This is a genomic window from Variovorax boronicumulans (assembly GCF_009811375.1).
GTDB lineage: Bacteria > Pseudomonadota > Gammaproteobacteria > Burkholderiales > Burkholderiaceae_C > Variovorax > Variovorax boronicumulans.
The window spans coordinates 3,087,648-3,102,698 of sequence record NZ_BKDH01000001.1 but is presented as its reverse complement, the minus strand read 5'-3'; the positions used below and the strand labels follow the sequence as shown (position 1 = coordinate 3,102,698).

The following is a 15,051-nucleotide window of genomic DNA, read 5'->3' as shown; positions in this document are numbered from 1 at the left end:
ATGACAGAACCATCGCCGCCACGATCGCCGTTGAAGGCTTTCACGTCGCCCGACATCGGCAGCGTGGTGCAAGGCGTCGCGGCGCTCGCGTGGCTGCCGCAGGCGGCGCTGCTGGCGATGGCGGTGCAGGGCCTGGCCAGCGGCGAGGGCATGGCCGCCGTGCTGTGGCCGGCGGTGGGCATCCTCTTGCTCGGCCTGCTGCGCGCGGGCTGCGAAGCCTGGGGCGTGCGCCGCACCTTCGGGCGCGCGCGGGCGCAGCTGACGGCTTTGCGTGCACAGACCGCGTCCGCATTGGCGGCCGGTTCGCCGCTGGACCGCGAACGCGCGCCCTCCGGCCTTGCGGCCAGCGTGCTCGCCGAACAGGCCGAGGCGCTGGTGCCGTACCTCGTGCGCTACCAGCCCGCGCGCTGGCGCGCGACGGTGGTGCCGCTCTTCCTGCTCGCCGCGGTGGCCTGGTTCTCGTGGGCCGCGGCGCTGGTGCTGCTGGTGGCGGCGCCGCTGATCCCGATCTTCATGGCCATCGTCGGCTGGCGCGCCAAGGCGGCCAGCGAGGCGCAGATGGTCGAGATGGGCGGCATGAACGCCTTCCTGCTCGACCGCCTGCGCGGCCTGGCCACGCTGCGTGCGCTCGACGCGGTCGATGCCACGGCCGACCGGCTCGGCGCCTCCGCCCAGTCACTGCGCCAGCGCACGATGGCGGTGCTGCGCATCGCGTTCCTGTCGTCCGCCGTGCTGGAGCTGTTCTCCGCGCTGGGCGTGGCGCTGGTCGCGGTCTACATCGGCTTTCATCTGCTGGGCTCGCTCGGGTTTGGCGCCTGGGGCCAGCAGCTCAGCCTGGGCGAAGGCCTGTTTGTGCTGTTGCTGGCGCCGGCCTTCTTCGAGCCGCTGCGCGAGCTGTCGGCGGTCTGGCACGACCGCGCGGCGGGCGAGGCGGCGCTGCAGGCGCTCGACGACCTGCAAGGCGGCGCGCTGCCGTTGCCCGGCGCGGGCGTCGCGGTCGCGCGCGCAGCGACCGGCGCTGCTGGGGCAGGGGCCGCGCCGGCGGTGACGGTCCACGGGCTGCATTTCTCCTGGCCCGGCGAGTCGACGCCGCTCTTCGATGGCTATGAATTGCGCATCGGCGCCGGCGAGCATGTCGCGTTGGCCGGCCCGAGCGGATCGGGCAAGACCGCGCTGCTCTCGCTACTGGCCGGGCTGATGCCGGCCGCACGCGGCGAGATCGCCATCGGCGGCGTGCCGCTCACCGAACACACAGCCGCCGCATTGCGCCAGCGCACGGCGTGGATGGGGCAGAGGCCGCACGTCTTCGCCGGATCGGTCGAAGCCAACGTGGCGCTGGGCCGTGCCGACATCGGCGCGCCCGAGGTCGCCGAGGCGATGCGTTTCGCGGCGCTCGAGGACGTGGCGCAGGCCCACCCCGGCACCGCGCTGGGCGAGGGCGGCAGCGGCCTGTCGGGCGGCGAGGCCGTGCGGCTGGCGCTGGCGCGCGTCGCGGTGCATCCGCATGCCGACCTGATCCTGGCCGACGAGCCCACGGCCCACCTCGACACCGCCACCGCCGCGCGCGTCGCCGACGCCCTGGTGGCGCTCGCCCGTGGCCGGACCTTGATCGTCTCGACCCACGACCCGGTGCTGGCCGCGCGCATGGACCGCACGGTGAGCCTCGGCCCCGAACCGCCGGTGGAGAAGGCCGCATGAGCCACCACGCGACCCGTTCCCCCCGCTGGCGCGACCTGCGCCTCGTGCTGCGTCCCTTCCTCGCGACCCAGCCGCGCGCCTTGTTGCTGGGCTGCCTGCTGGCCGCTGTCACCGTGCTCGCGGGCATGGCGCTGATGGGCCTGTCGGGCTGGTTCATCACCGCGACCGCACTCGCGGGCCTGCATGCGGCCACGGCCTTCACCTTCGATGTCTTCATGCCCTCGGCCGGTATCCGGTTGCTGGCGCTCGGGCGCACGGGGTCGCGCTACGGCGAGCGGCTGGTCACGCACGACGCCACCTTCGCCGTGCTTGCCGAACTGCGCGTGCGGCTGTTCCGCGGCTGGGCCCGTCCCGAGGCCGCACGCGACCTGCTCATGCGACCGGCGCGGCTGCTGTTCCGCCTCACGGCCGACATCGACGCGCTCGAGTCGCTCTACCTGCGCCTGTTCGTGCCCGCTGCGGCGGCGCTGGGCGCGGCGCTGCTGGCGGGCATCGTGCTCGGCTTCATGCATGTGGGGATGGGCGTGGCGATCGCGCTCTGGCTCTGCGCCATCGGCTGGGGGCTGGCGTACCTCATCGCGCGGCGTGCGCGGCAACCGGCGCGGCAGCGCGCCCATGCCGTGGAGGCGCTGCGCGCGCGGGCTGTCGACCTGGTCGCGGGCCAGGCCGACCTCGCGATGGCGGGCCGGCTCGACGCCCAGCGCGCCGCGCTGATGAATGCCGACGCGCACCTCGCGCAGGCCGACCTGGCGCTGAACAAGCTAGAAGCCGCTGCTGGTTTCGCCTACGGCAGCGCGGGCACCCTGACGTTGGTCGGCGTGCTGCTGGCTGTCGGCGCGCTGGTGAGCGAAGGCGTCATCGGCGCCCCCGGCGCGGCGCTCGCGTTGCTGATCGCGCTCACTGCCACCGAACCGTTCGTGGCACTGCGGCGTGGCGCGCTCGATGCAGGACGCACCTGGCTGGCCGTGCGCCGGCTGGCACCGCGGCTCGATCCTTCGGTGGAAGAGGGCGCGCACCCCGCTCGCACCGGGCAGACGGCGGCGGTGCAAGTCGACCATCTCACCGTCATGCACCCCGGCAGCCTGGTCGAAGTGCTCGGCGGCGTGTCGCTGCACCTGAACGCCGGCGAACGCGTCGCGCTGGTCGGCGCCAGCGGCGCGGGAAAGTCCACGCTGCTCTCCGTGATTGCCGGCGACCTCACGCCGCGCGCCGGCCAGGTGCAGGCGCAACCGGCCTGCCTGCTGACCCAGCGCACCGAACTCTTCCAGGACAGCCTGCGCGACAACCTGCGCCTTGCTGATCCCCAAGCCAGCGACGAGCGCCTGTGGGCCGTGCTGCACGCCGCCGGCCTCGACGCCGATGTGCGCGCGTTGGCCACCGGCCTCGACACGCGCCTGGGCGAAGGCGGCCTGGGCCTCTCGGGCGGGCAGTCGCGCCGGCTCGCGCTCGCGCGGCTGCTGCTGCGCCCGGTGCCGCTGTGGCTGCTCGACGAACCGACCGAGGCGCTCGACGCCGCCACCGCGCACGACGTGCTGCAGCGGCTGGCGCAAGAGGCCGGCCCGCGCACGCTGCTGATCGCCACGCACCTGCGCCGCGAAGCCGAGCTGGCCGACCGCTTCGTGTGCATGGCGCAGGGCCGCATCGTCGCCGACCTGCGCCGTGGCACCGATGCCTTCGAGGCCGCACTGCGCAGCCTGCGCCCCGATTGACCCGAGCCCGTACCGACCGACCGAACGAACGAACAGAACACATAAAGGAAGCCCCCATGGACCTTGACATCGTCGCGCTCTCGCGCCTGCAGTTCGCCGTGACGGCGCTGTACCACTTCCTGTTCGTGCCGCTCACGCTCGGACTGTCGATCATCCTGGCCATCATGGAGACGGTCTACGTGATGACCGGGCGCGTCATCTGGCGCGACATGACCAAGTTCTGGGGCGTGCTGTTCGGCATCAACTTCGCGATGGGCGTGGCCACCGGCATCGTGATGGAGTTCCAGTTCGGCATGAACTGGAGCTACTACAGCCACTACGTCGGCGACATCTTCGGCGCGCCGCTGGCCATCGAAGGGCTCATGGCCTTCTTCATGGAAGCGACCTTCGTGGGCCTGTTCTTCTTCGGCTGGGACAAGCTCTCGAAGGTGGGCCACCTCACGGCCACCTGGGCCGTGGCCATCGGCTCCAACTTCTCGGCGCTGTGGATCCTCATTGCCAACGGCTGGATGCAGAACCCCGTGGGCGCGGCCTTCAACCCCGCGACCATGCGCATGGAGGTGACCGACTTCGCCGCCGTGCTGACCAACCCGGTGGCGCAGGCCAAGTTCGTGCACACCGTGTCGGCCGGCTATGTGTGCGCCGCGGTGTTCGTGCTCGGCGTGTCGGCGTGGTACCTGCTCAAGGGCCGCCACATCGAACTGGCCAAGCGCTCGATGACCGTGGCCGCGTCGTTCGGCCTGGCCGCCGCGCTGTCGGTGGCGGTGCTCGGCGACGAGAGCGGCTACCTCTCGGGCGAACACCAGAAGATGAAGCTGGCCGCCATCGAAGGCATGTGGGAGACGCAGCCCGCGCCCGCCGCCTTCACCGTGATCGGCTTCCCCGACCAGAAGGCGCGCGAGACGCACTACGCGATCCACATCCCGGCGGTGATGGGCCTGATCGGCACGCGCTCGCTCAACACCGTGATGCCCGGCATCGACGAGCTCGTGAAGCGCGCCGAAGCCCGCATCCGCGAGGGCCTGAAGGCCTACGACGCGCTGCAGAAGATCCGCGAGGCCGGCGGCGCCGACAAGGTCACGCAGGGCGTGCGCGGCGACTTCGAGGACAACGGCATCAACATGGGCTACGCGCTGCTGCTCAAGCGCTACGTGGACGATCCGCGCCAGGCCACCGACGAACAGATCGCCAAGGCCGCGTGGGACACCGTGCCGCAGGTGGCGCCGCTGTTCTGGCTGTTCCGCGTGATGGTGGGCATCGGCATGCTGCTGATCCTGCTGACGGGCACCTTCTTCGTGCTGTCGGCGCGCCGTGCGCTCGACCGCCACCGTTGGCTGCTGAAGGTCGCGGTGTGGGCGATTCCGCTGCCGTGGATCGCCATCGAGTCCGGCTGGCTGGTGGCGGAGTTCGGCCGCCAGCCCTGGGTGATCGAGGGCGTGCTGCCGACCGCGGTGGCCGTGTCGAACCTGGGCGTGACGACGCTGCTGATCACGCTCGCGGGCTTCATCGCGATCTACACCACGCTGCTCATCATCGAGATGAAGCTGATGCTCAAGGCCATCCGCAAGGGCCCCGAGGTCGAGCATGCGCCCACCGAGGGCGATGCACGCTCGCACATTCCGCCGGCGCGTGCCGCCACGTCTTCCTCTTCTGCCTCGACCGGGAGCGCCGCATGATCCTCCACACACTCCTCGACTACGACACCCTGCGCTTCATCTGGTGGCTGCTGATCGGCGTGCTGCTGGTCGGCTTCGCGGTGACCGACGGGTTCGACCTGGGCGCCGGCATGCTGCTGCCCTTTGCGGCGCGCAACGACATCGAACGGCGCGTGGTCATCAACAGCGTGGGCCCGGTGTGGGAGGGCAACCAGGTGTGGCTCATCCTGGGCGGCGGCGCCGTCTTCGCGGCCTGGCCGCAGCTGTACGCCGTGTCGTTCTCGGGCTTCTACCTGGCGATGTTCGTGATCCTGTCGGCGCTGATCTTGCGGCCGGTGGCCTTCAAGTTCCGCAGCAAGCGCGAGTCGCCGCAGTGGCGCGCGCGCTGGGACGGCGTGCTGTTCTTCAGCGGCTTCGTGCCCGCGCTGATCTGCGGTGTGGCCGTGGGCAACGTGCTGCAGGGCGTGCCGTTCCGCTTCGGCGCCGACATGCACATCTTCTACGACGGCAGCTTCTTCGGCCTGCTGAACCCCTTCGCCATCCTCTGCGGACTGGTGTCGGTGGCGATGCTGGTGATGCACGGCGCGGCCTGGCTGCTGCTCAAGACCGCCGGGCCGGTGGCCGAGCGTGCGCGCAGCTACGGCATGGTCGCGGCGGTGCTCACGCTCGTGTTCTACGCGCTGGCCGGTGTGTGGCTGGCCATGGGCATCGGGGGCTTTCGCATCAGCAGCGTGGTCGACGCGGTGGGCCCGTCGAACCCGATGCTCAAGACCGTCGAGCTGCATGCCGGCGCCTGGATGGGCAACTACGCGGCGCACCCCTGGACCATCGCCGCGCCGGCGGCGGGCTTCGTCGGCACGCTGGGTGCATTGCTCGGGCTGGTGCTGCGCCGGCCGGGGTTCGCGCTGCTGGCCGCGGCGCTGGGCATCGCCGGCATCATCCTGAGCGTGGGCGCATCGATGTTCCCGTTCATCCTGCCCTCGTCGATCGACCCGCGCGCCAGCCTCACGGTGTGGGATTCGTCCTCGAGCCACCTGACGCTGTTCATCATGCTGGTGGTCACCGCGATCTTCATCCCGATCATCGTGGCCTACACCACCTGGGTCTACCACGTGCTGTGGGGCAAGGTCGACGAACAAGCCATCCGCGACGAGAGCGGACACGCCTACTGAAACGGGAAGGAAAAAGACATGTGGTACTTCGCCTGGATCCTCGGCCTGCCGCTGGCCGCCGCCTTCGCCGTGCTCAACGCCATGTGGTACGAGCTGATGGACGACGAGGCCATCCGCAAGGAAAAGCTCGGCACGCCGGAAGCCCCGCAGGGGAAGGAACGGCTCTGACGCGCAGCGGATAGCCGTTCATCCAGCCCCGCGGCGCGATTCAGCTTTCGCCCGCGGGGCCCTTGCTCTTCTTCGACGCACCGCCCGTGAGGCGGTCCTTGAGCGTCAGCACCTTCGTCACCGTCGCGCCCATGCCCATGAGCTGCATGGCGGTCTCGGGCGCCAGGCGCTGCACGTCGTCGAACCACTTCATCAGTCGGTCGATCAGGTCGTGCATCTCGCGCATGCGGGCCTGCGCATGGCGCTCGGCGTCGCTGGTGGGCGATTCGAGCAGGGCGTTGCGCAGCATCGAGAGCGTGGGCTCGATCTCGCGGCGCCGGCGCTCCTCGGCCAGCACGCGGAAGATTTCCCACACGTCCTTCGGCGCTTCGAAATACTCGCGCCGGTCGCCCGCGTGGTGGCGCAGGTGCACGAGGCGCCAGGCCTGCAGCTCCTTCAAACCCATGCTCACGTTGGAGCGCGAGAACTCCAGCATCTCGGCGATCTCGTCGGCATTGAGCGCGCGCTCCGACAGGAAGATCAGCGCGTAGATCTGGCCGACGGTGCGGTTGATGCCCCACTTGCTGCCCATCTCGCCGAAGTGGGCGACGAACTGGCGGTTGAGGGGAGGGAGGTCGGGTGCGGAAGCCATGCGGCGGATTGTCGCGCCGGATTGCTGGACGTACGGAAGTTTCCGAAAACCCAGCAAGGCGGCGGGGTGCATGAATAACTAGTTTCGGTGATGGGTGAGAAACAAATTATTTACAAAAATAAACGTTTCCTGACGGTTTGCCCATTTCTGGTGCGTCCGGCCTCTTATTTCAAGGTTTTTCTCCCCATGAACAAAGCACATCGCAGCCTCTGGAACTCGTCGTTGGGGGCCTGGGTGGCTGTTTCCGAGAACACCCACGCCCGCGGCAAGAAGAGCCGCCGGGCGGTGGCGCGGGCGGCGGGCGCGGCGTTTCTGCTGATGCTGGCCGCGGCGTCGTTCGCGGGGGGCGATGGGGGCGGAGGGGGTTTCCTTATCAACGGCAGCTATGGCGCGGGGCACACGGCGGGCAACAGCACGACCGGTGAAGGCGGTCATGGGGGGCAGGGCGATCAGTCCGCCGCGGGTGCCGCCGGGGGCGCCCTCGGTGCCAACGGAACGAACGGGGCTGCGGCGTCGAGCGGCAACAACCCGGACAGGCTCGACGGCAGTGGCGGCGGCGGCGGCGGTTCCGCCCGGACCGGCGCCGCGCCTGTCACCACCTTGATCAAGGCCGGTAGCGGCGGCAACGGGGGGACCGGCGGCTACGCCGGCTCAATAGACCCTGGCGGTGCAGGCGGCGGCGGCGGTGGTGGCAGTGTGCTCGCCACCCAATCATTCGAAGTCAAGACGACGGGGGCGCTCCTCGGCGGCGATGGCGGCAACGGCGGCGATGCGTTCACAGGCACTTCGTCCCTGAAGGGGACTGGCGGCGGCGGCGGCGCAGGCGTGCTGGTGGTGCCTGTGGGCGGCGTGACGATCACCAACGCCGGCTCAATCGCGGGCGGCAACGGCGGCAAGGGCCTGGCCGCCCGAGGAACCCATCCGATTGTGAACGTGACGGTCTATGGCGGTGCCGGCGGCAACGGTGAAGGCGGCGCGCAGGGCGGCACGCAACTGGGTGCGTATGCGCAGGGCGGCGCGGGCATCGTCGGCAGCAATCTCACCATCGTCAACAGCGGCATCATTTCCGGTGGACTCGCAGGCGACGGGGTGACCCGCGCCAATTCGCTCCAGCTGGGCGGCAGCAACAACTCGCTCACGCTCCAGGCAGGCTCCGTGCTCAACGGCGGCGTGGTCGCCCAGGGCACGGGCAACACGCTGCGCCTGGAAGGTACGAACATCGAGGACGACGCGTTCCAGGGCTTCTCGCGCATCCATGCCGCCAGCGGCAGCAACTGGAGGCTGGCCGGCAGATTCCTGCCCGCGGGCAATCTCGCGGTCACCGTCGACGGCAGCGGCGCGACGCCCGCGCAGTTGGCGATGAACGGCTTCATCTCCGGCATCGGCAGCCTTACGGTCGACGGCGGCGGCACACTGGCGCTGGGCAGTCCCAACGCGTACCTCGGCGGAACCACGATCAAGACAGGCACCACGGTGCAGATCGGCACGGCCGGCGCGCTCGGCGCCGGCACGGTCACGCTCGACGGCGGCACGCTGGCCGCCACCTCGAGCCTCGACCTGACCAACAACCTGACCTTCGCGACCGGCCAGCGCAGCACGGTAGCCGCCGCAGGCGGCAAATCACTCGGGATCGGTGGCAGTCTGTGGCTGGGCGCCGGGGCGACCGCCGTCTTCGGCAGCGCCGCCGAGAACGGTACGGTGCGCCTGGGCAGCGGCACCACCACCGTCACCAGCAATGCGGCGGTCGTCGTGGCCGGCGGCACGCTGCAGGTGTCGGACACGGCGCGCGCCGGCACGATCCTCGCCAACGTGGCGTCGACCACCGTGGAGGCGGGGGCCACGCTCGACCTGAACGGCTACACCATCACCATCGGCAACCTGCAGGGCGCCGGCACGCTGAACACCCGGACCGGCGCCGGCGCGGCCCAGGCCACGACGGTGCAGTCCGGCAACTTCTCCGGCGCGATCACCGGCACGGGTCAGCTCGTGAAGACAACGGCGTCCACGCTGACCCTGACGGGCGCCAGCACCTACACCGGCGGCACGACCATCAGCGCGGGGACGCTGCAGATCGGCGACGGCGGCAGCCTCATCGGCAACGTGGTCAACCACGGCACGCTGGCTTTCGACCGCACCGACAGCAGCACCTTCTCCGGCGCCATCAGCGGCTCGGGCGACGTGACGAAATGGGGCACCGGCGCGGTCACGCTCTCGGGCAACAACACCTACCAGGGCGGCACCACCGTTCGCGGCGGCACGCTGCGGTCCGGCGCCGCATCGGCCCTGTCGCAGAACACGGCGTACACCGTGCTTGGCGGCGTGCTGGACCTGGGCAGCTTCAACCTGCGTGCCTCGAGCCTGTCGGGCACCGCAGGCGCCGTTCAGCTGGGCAGCGCCACCCTGACCGTCGGGTCGGCCAACGCCAGTACCACGTTTGCAGGCAGCATCGACGGCACGGGCTCGCTGGTCAAGGAGGGCTCGGGCACCTTGACGCTCTCGGGCTCGAACACCTACACCGGCGGCACGACGGTCAGCGCGGGCACCTTGCAGATCGGCAGCGGCGGCAACAACGGCAGCATCACCGGCGACGTCACCAACCACGCGGCGCTGGTCTTCAACCGCGCCAACGGCATCGCTTTCGCGGGCAACATCAGCGGCGTCGGCAACGTGACGAAGACCGGCGCGGGCACGCTGGTCTACACCGGCAGCGCCACGCACGCCGGTGGCACCACCATCGACGGCGGCACCCTGCAGATCGGCGATGGCGGCACCGTCGGCAGCATCGCCGGCAACGTCACCAACAACGCGGCACTGGTCTTCAACCGATCGAACGATGCGGCCTTCGCGGGCAACATCACCGGCAGCGGCAACGTGACGAAGACCGGCGCGGGCGCGCTGGTCTACACCGGCAATGCCTCGCACACCGGCGGCACGACCATCGACAGCGGCACCCTGGAGATCCGCGACAGCGGCAGCATCCTCGGCAGCATTGCCAACAACGCCGCGCTGGTGTTCAACCGCAGCGCCGACACCACCTTCGCCGGCAACATCAGCGGCTCCGGCAGCCTTCTGCAGAAAGGCGCGCGCAAGCTGACCCTGACCGGCGACAACACCTTCACGGGCACCACCACCGTCGTGGTCGGCAACATCCTGCAGATCGGCGCGGGTGGCACCACCGGCAGCATCACGGGGAACATCAGCAACGACGGCGACCTGGTCTTCGACCGCGCGGGCGAGCTGAGCTACGCAGGCGTCATCAGCGGCTCCGGCACCCTGTCCAAGAACGGCACGGGTGTGCTGGAACTGACGGGCGCCAGCACCTACACCGGCGCGACCGAGGTCAACGCCGGCACGCTGCGCGTGAACAACACCACCGGCAGCGCCACGGGCACGAGCACGGTGCAGGTCAAGAACGGCGCCACGCTCAGCGGCGGCGGCAGCATCGCGGGCCAGGTCACCATCGCCAACGGCGCGACGCTCGCACCGGGCAGCAACCTCGGCACGCTGACCACCGGCATGCTGCGCTTCGACCCCGGTGCCTTCCTGAGCTACGAGCTGGGCCAGGCGGGCACGGTAGGCGGCCCGCTCAACGACCTCGTCAAGGTCAACGGCGGCCTCGTGCTCGACGGCACGCTCAACGTGGCGCAATCGGCCGGCGGCACCTTCGGGCCCGGCCTGTACCGCCTGATCAGCTACTCCGGCTCGCTGATCGACAACGGCTTGAACATCGGTACGGCGCCCGCGGGCACGGCGGCCGGCGACCTGCACGTGCAGTCGTCGGTGCTGGGCGAGATCAACCTGATCAACAGCAAGGGCGTGTCGCTCAGCTTCTGGGACGGCGCGGGCGGCGACGCCACCCAGTACAACGACGGCAAGATCAGCGGCGGCTCCGGCACCTGGCGCATCGGCAACTCCAAGCTCAATGACCCGTCCGACAGCTGGACCGGCGCCAACGGCAAGACCAACACCGGCTGGCAGCAGAACCAGTTCGCGCTGTTCGGCGGCGCGGCCGGCACGGTCACCGTGGACAACAAGGGCGGCGCGATCAGCATCGATGGCGCGCAGTTCTCCACCAGCGGCTATGTCGTCAACGGCGACGCACTGACGCTGGGCAATGCCAGCACCGTCATCAAGGTCGGCGACGGCACGGCCTCGGGGGCGCAGATGCAGGCCACCATCGCGTCGGTGCTGAGCGGCGCGGGCGGCCTCACGAAGGACGACCTGGGCACGCTGGTCCTCCAGGGCGCCAACACCTACACGGGCGGGACGCTCGTGCGCGCCGGCACGCTGCAGGGCGACACCACCAGCTTGCGCGGCCCCATCGTCAACGACGCCCGGGTGGCCTTCGACCAGGTGGCCAGCGGCAGCTTCGCGGGCACGATGAGCGGCGCGGGCAGCCTGCGCAAGATCGGCAGCGGCGAGCTGCTGCTCACGGCGGCCAACAGCTACAAGGGGGGCACGCAGGTCGATGGCGGCAGTTTGAACGTGGGCGCCACCGGCGCGGTCGGAACCGGCCCGGTGTCGGTGAGCGGCGGTGCTGGTTTGATCTTCAGCGGCAGTGCGCAGGCGGAAAGCCTGCAGATCACGGCGGGCAATGTTCCGCAGGCCAGCGGCGGCTTCGTCCAGTTCCAGGACAACGCCTCGGCCGGCAGCGCGATGCTCGTTGCGGGCGCCACCGGCTCGATCGAATTCCGCGGCAACGCGACCGCCGCCAACGCCACCATCGAGAACCGCGGTGGCGAAGTCACCGTCTCGTCCGATGCCACCGCAGGCAAGGCCCACATCACCAACTTCGCCGGCGGCTGGACCAACCTCTGGGACAAGGGCTCGGCCGGGCAGGCGACGATCGTCAACGAGGACCGCGGCACGTTGGACATGCAGCATGACGCGACGGCCGCTCAGGCGCGCGTGGTGAACAAGGCGGGCGGCACGGTTCGCATCGCCCGACTCTCTGGTGCTGGTACGAGCATCGGCGCATTGGACGGGGCGGGCCGCGTGCTGCTTGGCGCCAAGGCGTTGACAACGGGCGCTCTCAACACCGACACGGAAATCTCGGGCGTGATCTCCGGCGTCGGCGGCTCGCTCGTCAAGGTCGGCACGGGCGCGCTCACGTTGTCGGGCGAGAACACCCACACCGGCGGCACGGCCCTGCGCCAGGGCCGCCTGAACGTGGGCCACAACCAGGCGCTGGGCACCGGCACGCTCTCGATGGACGACGACACCACGCTGGGCTTCAGCGCGAACGGACTGACGATCGCCAACACGATCAAGCTGACGGGCAACAACGACCCCGTCATCGACACCGGGGCGTTCAGCGGCACGCTGAGCGGCGCGATCAGCGGTGGTGGCTTCATCACCAAGCAGGGCACGGGCACGCTGACGCTGTCGGGCGCCAACACCTACACCGGCGCGACGAACGTGGCGCAGGGCACGTTGAAGGCGGGCGCGGTGAACACGCTGAGCGCTGCTTCGGCGCACAGCGTGGCCACAGGTGCCACGCTCGATCTCGCGGGCTTCAATCAGACCGTCGCGTCGCTGACGAACAGCGGCACCGTGTCCCTGGCCGGTGTGACCGCAGGTACGACGCTGACCGTCAAGGGCGCCTACGTTGGCAACAACGGCGTGCTCAAGCTGAGCACGACGCTCAACGGCACCGGCCCCTCCGACCGCCTCGTGCTCGACGGCCCCACGGCAATTGCCAGCGGCAAGACCCAGGTGCAGATCAGCAACCTCGGCGGCCTGGGCGCACTCACGAGCGGCAACGGCATCGAGGTCATCACTGCACAGAACGGCGCGACCACCACCGCGCAGACGAGCAAGGACGCCTTCTCGCTGGCCGGCGGCCACGTCGACGCAGGCGCCTACGAGTACCGCCTGCACGCCGCCGATGCGAGCGGCGCGGGCGAGAACTGGTACCTGCGCTCCACCACCGACGCGGTGGCGCCGGGTCAGCCGGTGGGCCTGCCCGTCGTCACCTACCGCCCGGAAGCCGCGCTGTACGCCGCGTTGCCGGGCCAGCTTCGCCAGGGCAACCTCGCGATGCTGGGCGACGTGCGCAAGCGCGTGGGCGACGACGATGTGAAGGGCACATCGACCGGATCGGACCGCCGCGCCTGGGCCCGCGTGCTCTCCACCGACATCGACATCCAGCAGGGCGGCACCGTCTCGCCCACCAGCAAGGGGCGCCTCACCGGCTTCCAGGCCGGCACCGACCTGCTCGGCACGCCGAACTGGCGCGCCGGCCTGTACGTGGGCCAGCTCGACGGCGATGCCCGCGTGAGCGGCTTTGCCAGCGGCATCCGCAACCTCGCGGTGGGCCGCAACGACCTGCGCAGCCAGTACGTCGGCGTGTACGGCACCTACACCGCCGACAGCGGCTTCTATGCCGATGCCGTGGTGCAGTCGGGCCGTCACCGCTACACGGTCGAGCCGATGCTTGGCGCGGGCGTGGGCGGCAAGGGGAACAGCTTGCTGGGCTCGATCGAAGTGGGCCAGTCCTTTGCGATCGGTGGCAGCGGCTGGAGCGTCGAGCCTCAGCTGCAGCTGATCCACCACCACATGGACCTGGGCAACTCGGCCATCGTCGGTGCCATCGCGCAACCCCAAGCCGACAGCGGCTGGATCGCCCGCGCGGGCGTGCGGGTCAAGGGCCAGATCGACACCGGCCTGGGCGTGCTGCAGCCCTACGGCCGCGTCAACATCTACAAGACCTCGAGCGGCACCGACATCGCGCGCTTCGTGAACGGCGCGACCACGACCGACATCGCGGCACCGACCGGCGGTACCAGCACCGAACTCGCGGGCGGCTTCACGCTGGCGTTGAGCCAGGCGACCAGCCTGTACGGCGAAATCGGCAAGCTGTGGTCGTCGGGTGGCGATGCCAAGGTGAAGAGCTCGATCAACGGCTCGCTCGGCGTGCGGGTCAAGTGGTAGGCGGGTAGCTTCAAGCCTCGGGGTCCGAGTCCGGCTCCGGATTGGGTCGCCTTCGATACGACCCCGGCGCCCCACCGGTCCAGGTCTTGAACGCGCGCTGGAATGCCGCGCTGTCCGAGAAGCCCAGCTCCTCGGCCAGTGCCGCCAGTGGCACGGTGCTGGTGTTCAGGCGCACGATGGCCACGTCGCGCCGCAGTTGGTCCTTGAGCGACTGGAACGAAGTGCCCTCGGTCGCCAGGTGGCGCTGCAGCGTGCTCACCGACATGTGCAGGCTGCGCGCGGCCGTGGCCAGGTCGGCCCAGGCCGGGCGGTGCTGTTGCAGCACGGTGCGCACGCGCGCGCTCACGGCCAGTTCGCCCAGCGGCGGCAGGATCACATGGGCCGGCGCGGCGGCCAGAAAGTCGCGCATGGCCCGCGCGTCGCGGTGGATCGGCGTGGCCAGCGCACTCGCGTCGAACCACACGGCCGACAGCGGCTGGCCGAACTGCAGCGGCGCGGGGAACACCTTGGTGTAGCCGGCCGCGTAGGGCGGCTGCGCAAAGCCGAAGTCGAAGCGGCGCGCCGTCAGCCGCCCGCCGTGCAGCCAGGCGAAGAGCCGCCAGTACACGCGCAGCATCAGTTCGTGCAAGAAGTTCAGTGGCGTGCGCGGCAGCTGCTGCACCCGCAGGCCGAAGCCCGCGAGCGGCCCCTCGCGCAGCAGCACCATCTCGAGGTCGTCCTGCAACAGGCTGAAGGCGCGGGCCACGCGCCGCAGCGCCACCTCGAGCGTGGGCGCGCCCAGCGTGGCGCGCGTCATGAGCGCGAAGCTGCCCCGGCGCAGGCGGCGCGACAGGAAGCACAGGGCCTCGTCGTCCAGCCGCTCCATCAGCAGCGCGAACAGCGCCACGTACTGCTCGGCCGTGACGCGCGCGCCCGGCGCGTCGAGCAGGGCGGGGGCGATGCCGGCGTCCTGCAGCGCGGTGTCGATGCAGATGGGGGCGTCGTCGCCACGCGCGCGCACGCCCGAGAGCATGCCCTGGACGAACACGATCGGGATGGTGACGGGCGGTTGCAGCATGCGTGAGCGGATCAGACCCGACGGCGGC

At 70.4% G+C, this 15,051-nt stretch carries 8 protein-coding genes; 6 read left to right on the top strand and 2 right to left on the bottom strand.

Annotated features, from left to right (window positions below):
• From cydD to cydX, 5 genes are read left to right on the top strand one after another with little or no spacing between them, the layout of a single operon-like run.
• On the top strand, positions 1 to 1,698 hold the full coding sequence (cydD, locus tag VHAB30_RS14215) for a thiol reductant ABC exporter subunit CydD (protein WP_159277450.1): 1,698 nt from the start codon (positions 1 to 3) through the stop codon (positions 1,696 to 1,698).
• Positions 1,695 to 3,407, top strand: a complete 1,713-nt coding sequence (gene cydC / locus VHAB30_RS14210) for a thiol reductant ABC exporter subunit CydC (RefSeq protein ID WP_159277449.1) — start codon at positions 1,695 to 1,697, stop codon at positions 3,405 to 3,407. The genes cydD and cydC overlap by 4 nt, the downstream gene beginning before the upstream one ends.
• A gap of 56 nt (positions 3,408 to 3,463) precedes the next feature.
• Positions 3,464 to 5,083: a cytochrome ubiquinol oxidase subunit I gene (locus VHAB30_RS14205; protein WP_095947372.1), complete on the top strand. Its 1,620-nt coding sequence runs from the start codon at positions 3,464 to 3,466 to the stop codon at positions 5,081 to 5,083.
• The gene (gene cydB, locus VHAB30_RS14200) at positions 5,080 to 6,234 is read left to right on the top strand and encodes a cytochrome d ubiquinol oxidase subunit II (protein WP_159277448.1); all 1,155 of its coding nucleotides are present in this window, start codon (positions 5,080 to 5,082) and stop codon (positions 6,232 to 6,234) included. The genes VHAB30_RS14205 and cydB overlap by 4 nt, the downstream gene beginning before the upstream one ends.
• Positions 6,235 to 6,252: 18 nt before the next feature.
• Complete coding sequence (gene cydX, locus VHAB30_RS14195) at positions 6,253 to 6,402, top strand: cytochrome bd-I oxidase subunit CydX (protein WP_159277447.1); 150 nt, start codon at positions 6,253 to 6,255, stop codon at positions 6,400 to 6,402.
• A 40-nt stretch (positions 6,403 to 6,442) separates the two neighbouring features.
• Here the strand turns inward: cydX and VHAB30_RS14190 are convergent, their stop codons facing one another.
• Positions 6,443 to 7,033 carry a GbsR/MarR family transcriptional regulator gene (locus VHAB30_RS14190; protein WP_159277446.1) on the bottom strand — a complete coding sequence of 197 codons (591 nt, stop codon included), beginning with the start codon at positions 7,031 to 7,033 and terminating at the stop codon, positions 6,443 to 6,445.
• A 186-nt stretch (positions 7,034 to 7,219) separates the two neighbouring features.
• Between VHAB30_RS14190 and VHAB30_RS14185 the strand changes: the two genes are divergently transcribed.
• Positions 7,220 to 13,966, top strand: a complete 6,747-nt coding sequence (locus VHAB30_RS14185; RefSeq protein WP_159277445.1) for an autotransporter-associated beta strand repeat-containing protein — start codon at positions 7,220 to 7,222, stop codon at positions 13,964 to 13,966.
• A gap of 10 nt (positions 13,967 to 13,976) precedes the next feature.
• Here VHAB30_RS14185 and VHAB30_RS14180 read toward each other — a convergent pair whose 3' ends face one another.
• Entirely contained in the window at positions 13,977 to 15,023 is a 1,047-nt protein-coding gene (locus VHAB30_RS14180) for an AraC family transcriptional regulator (RefSeq protein WP_159277444.1), read from the bottom strand.
• Positions 15,024 to 15,051 lie beyond the last annotated feature (28 nt).

Excerpts from the sequence above, each read along its gene's own strand:
- VHAB30_RS14185 (WP_159277445.1), top strand. The coding sequence starts at position 7,220 with ATGAACAAAGCACATCGCAGCCTCTGGAACTCGTCGTTGGGGGCCTGG.
- cydX (WP_159277447.1), top strand. The coding sequence starts at position 6,253 with ATGTGGTACTTCGCCTGGATCCTCGGCCTGCCGCTGGCCGCCGCCTTC.
- VHAB30_RS14180 (WP_159277444.1), bottom strand. The coding sequence starts at position 15,023 with ATGCTGCAACCGCCCGTCACCATCCCGATCGTGTTCGTCCAGGGCATG.
- VHAB30_RS14205 (WP_095947372.1), top strand. The coding sequence starts at position 3,464 with ATGGACCTTGACATCGTCGCGCTCTCGCGCCTGCAGTTCGCCGTGACG.
- cydC (WP_159277449.1), top strand. The coding sequence starts at position 1,695 with ATGAGCCACCACGCGACCCGTTCCCCCCGCTGGCGCGACCTGCGCCTC.
- VHAB30_RS14190 (WP_159277446.1), bottom strand. The coding sequence starts at position 7,033 with ATGGCTTCCGCACCCGACCTCCCTCCCCTCAACCGCCAGTTCGTCGCC.
- cydB (WP_159277448.1), top strand. The coding sequence starts at position 5,080 with ATGATCCTCCACACACTCCTCGACTACGACACCCTGCGCTTCATCTGG.
- cydD (WP_159277450.1), top strand. The coding sequence starts at position 1 with ATGACAGAACCATCGCCGCCACGATCGCCGTTGAAGGCTTTCACGTCG.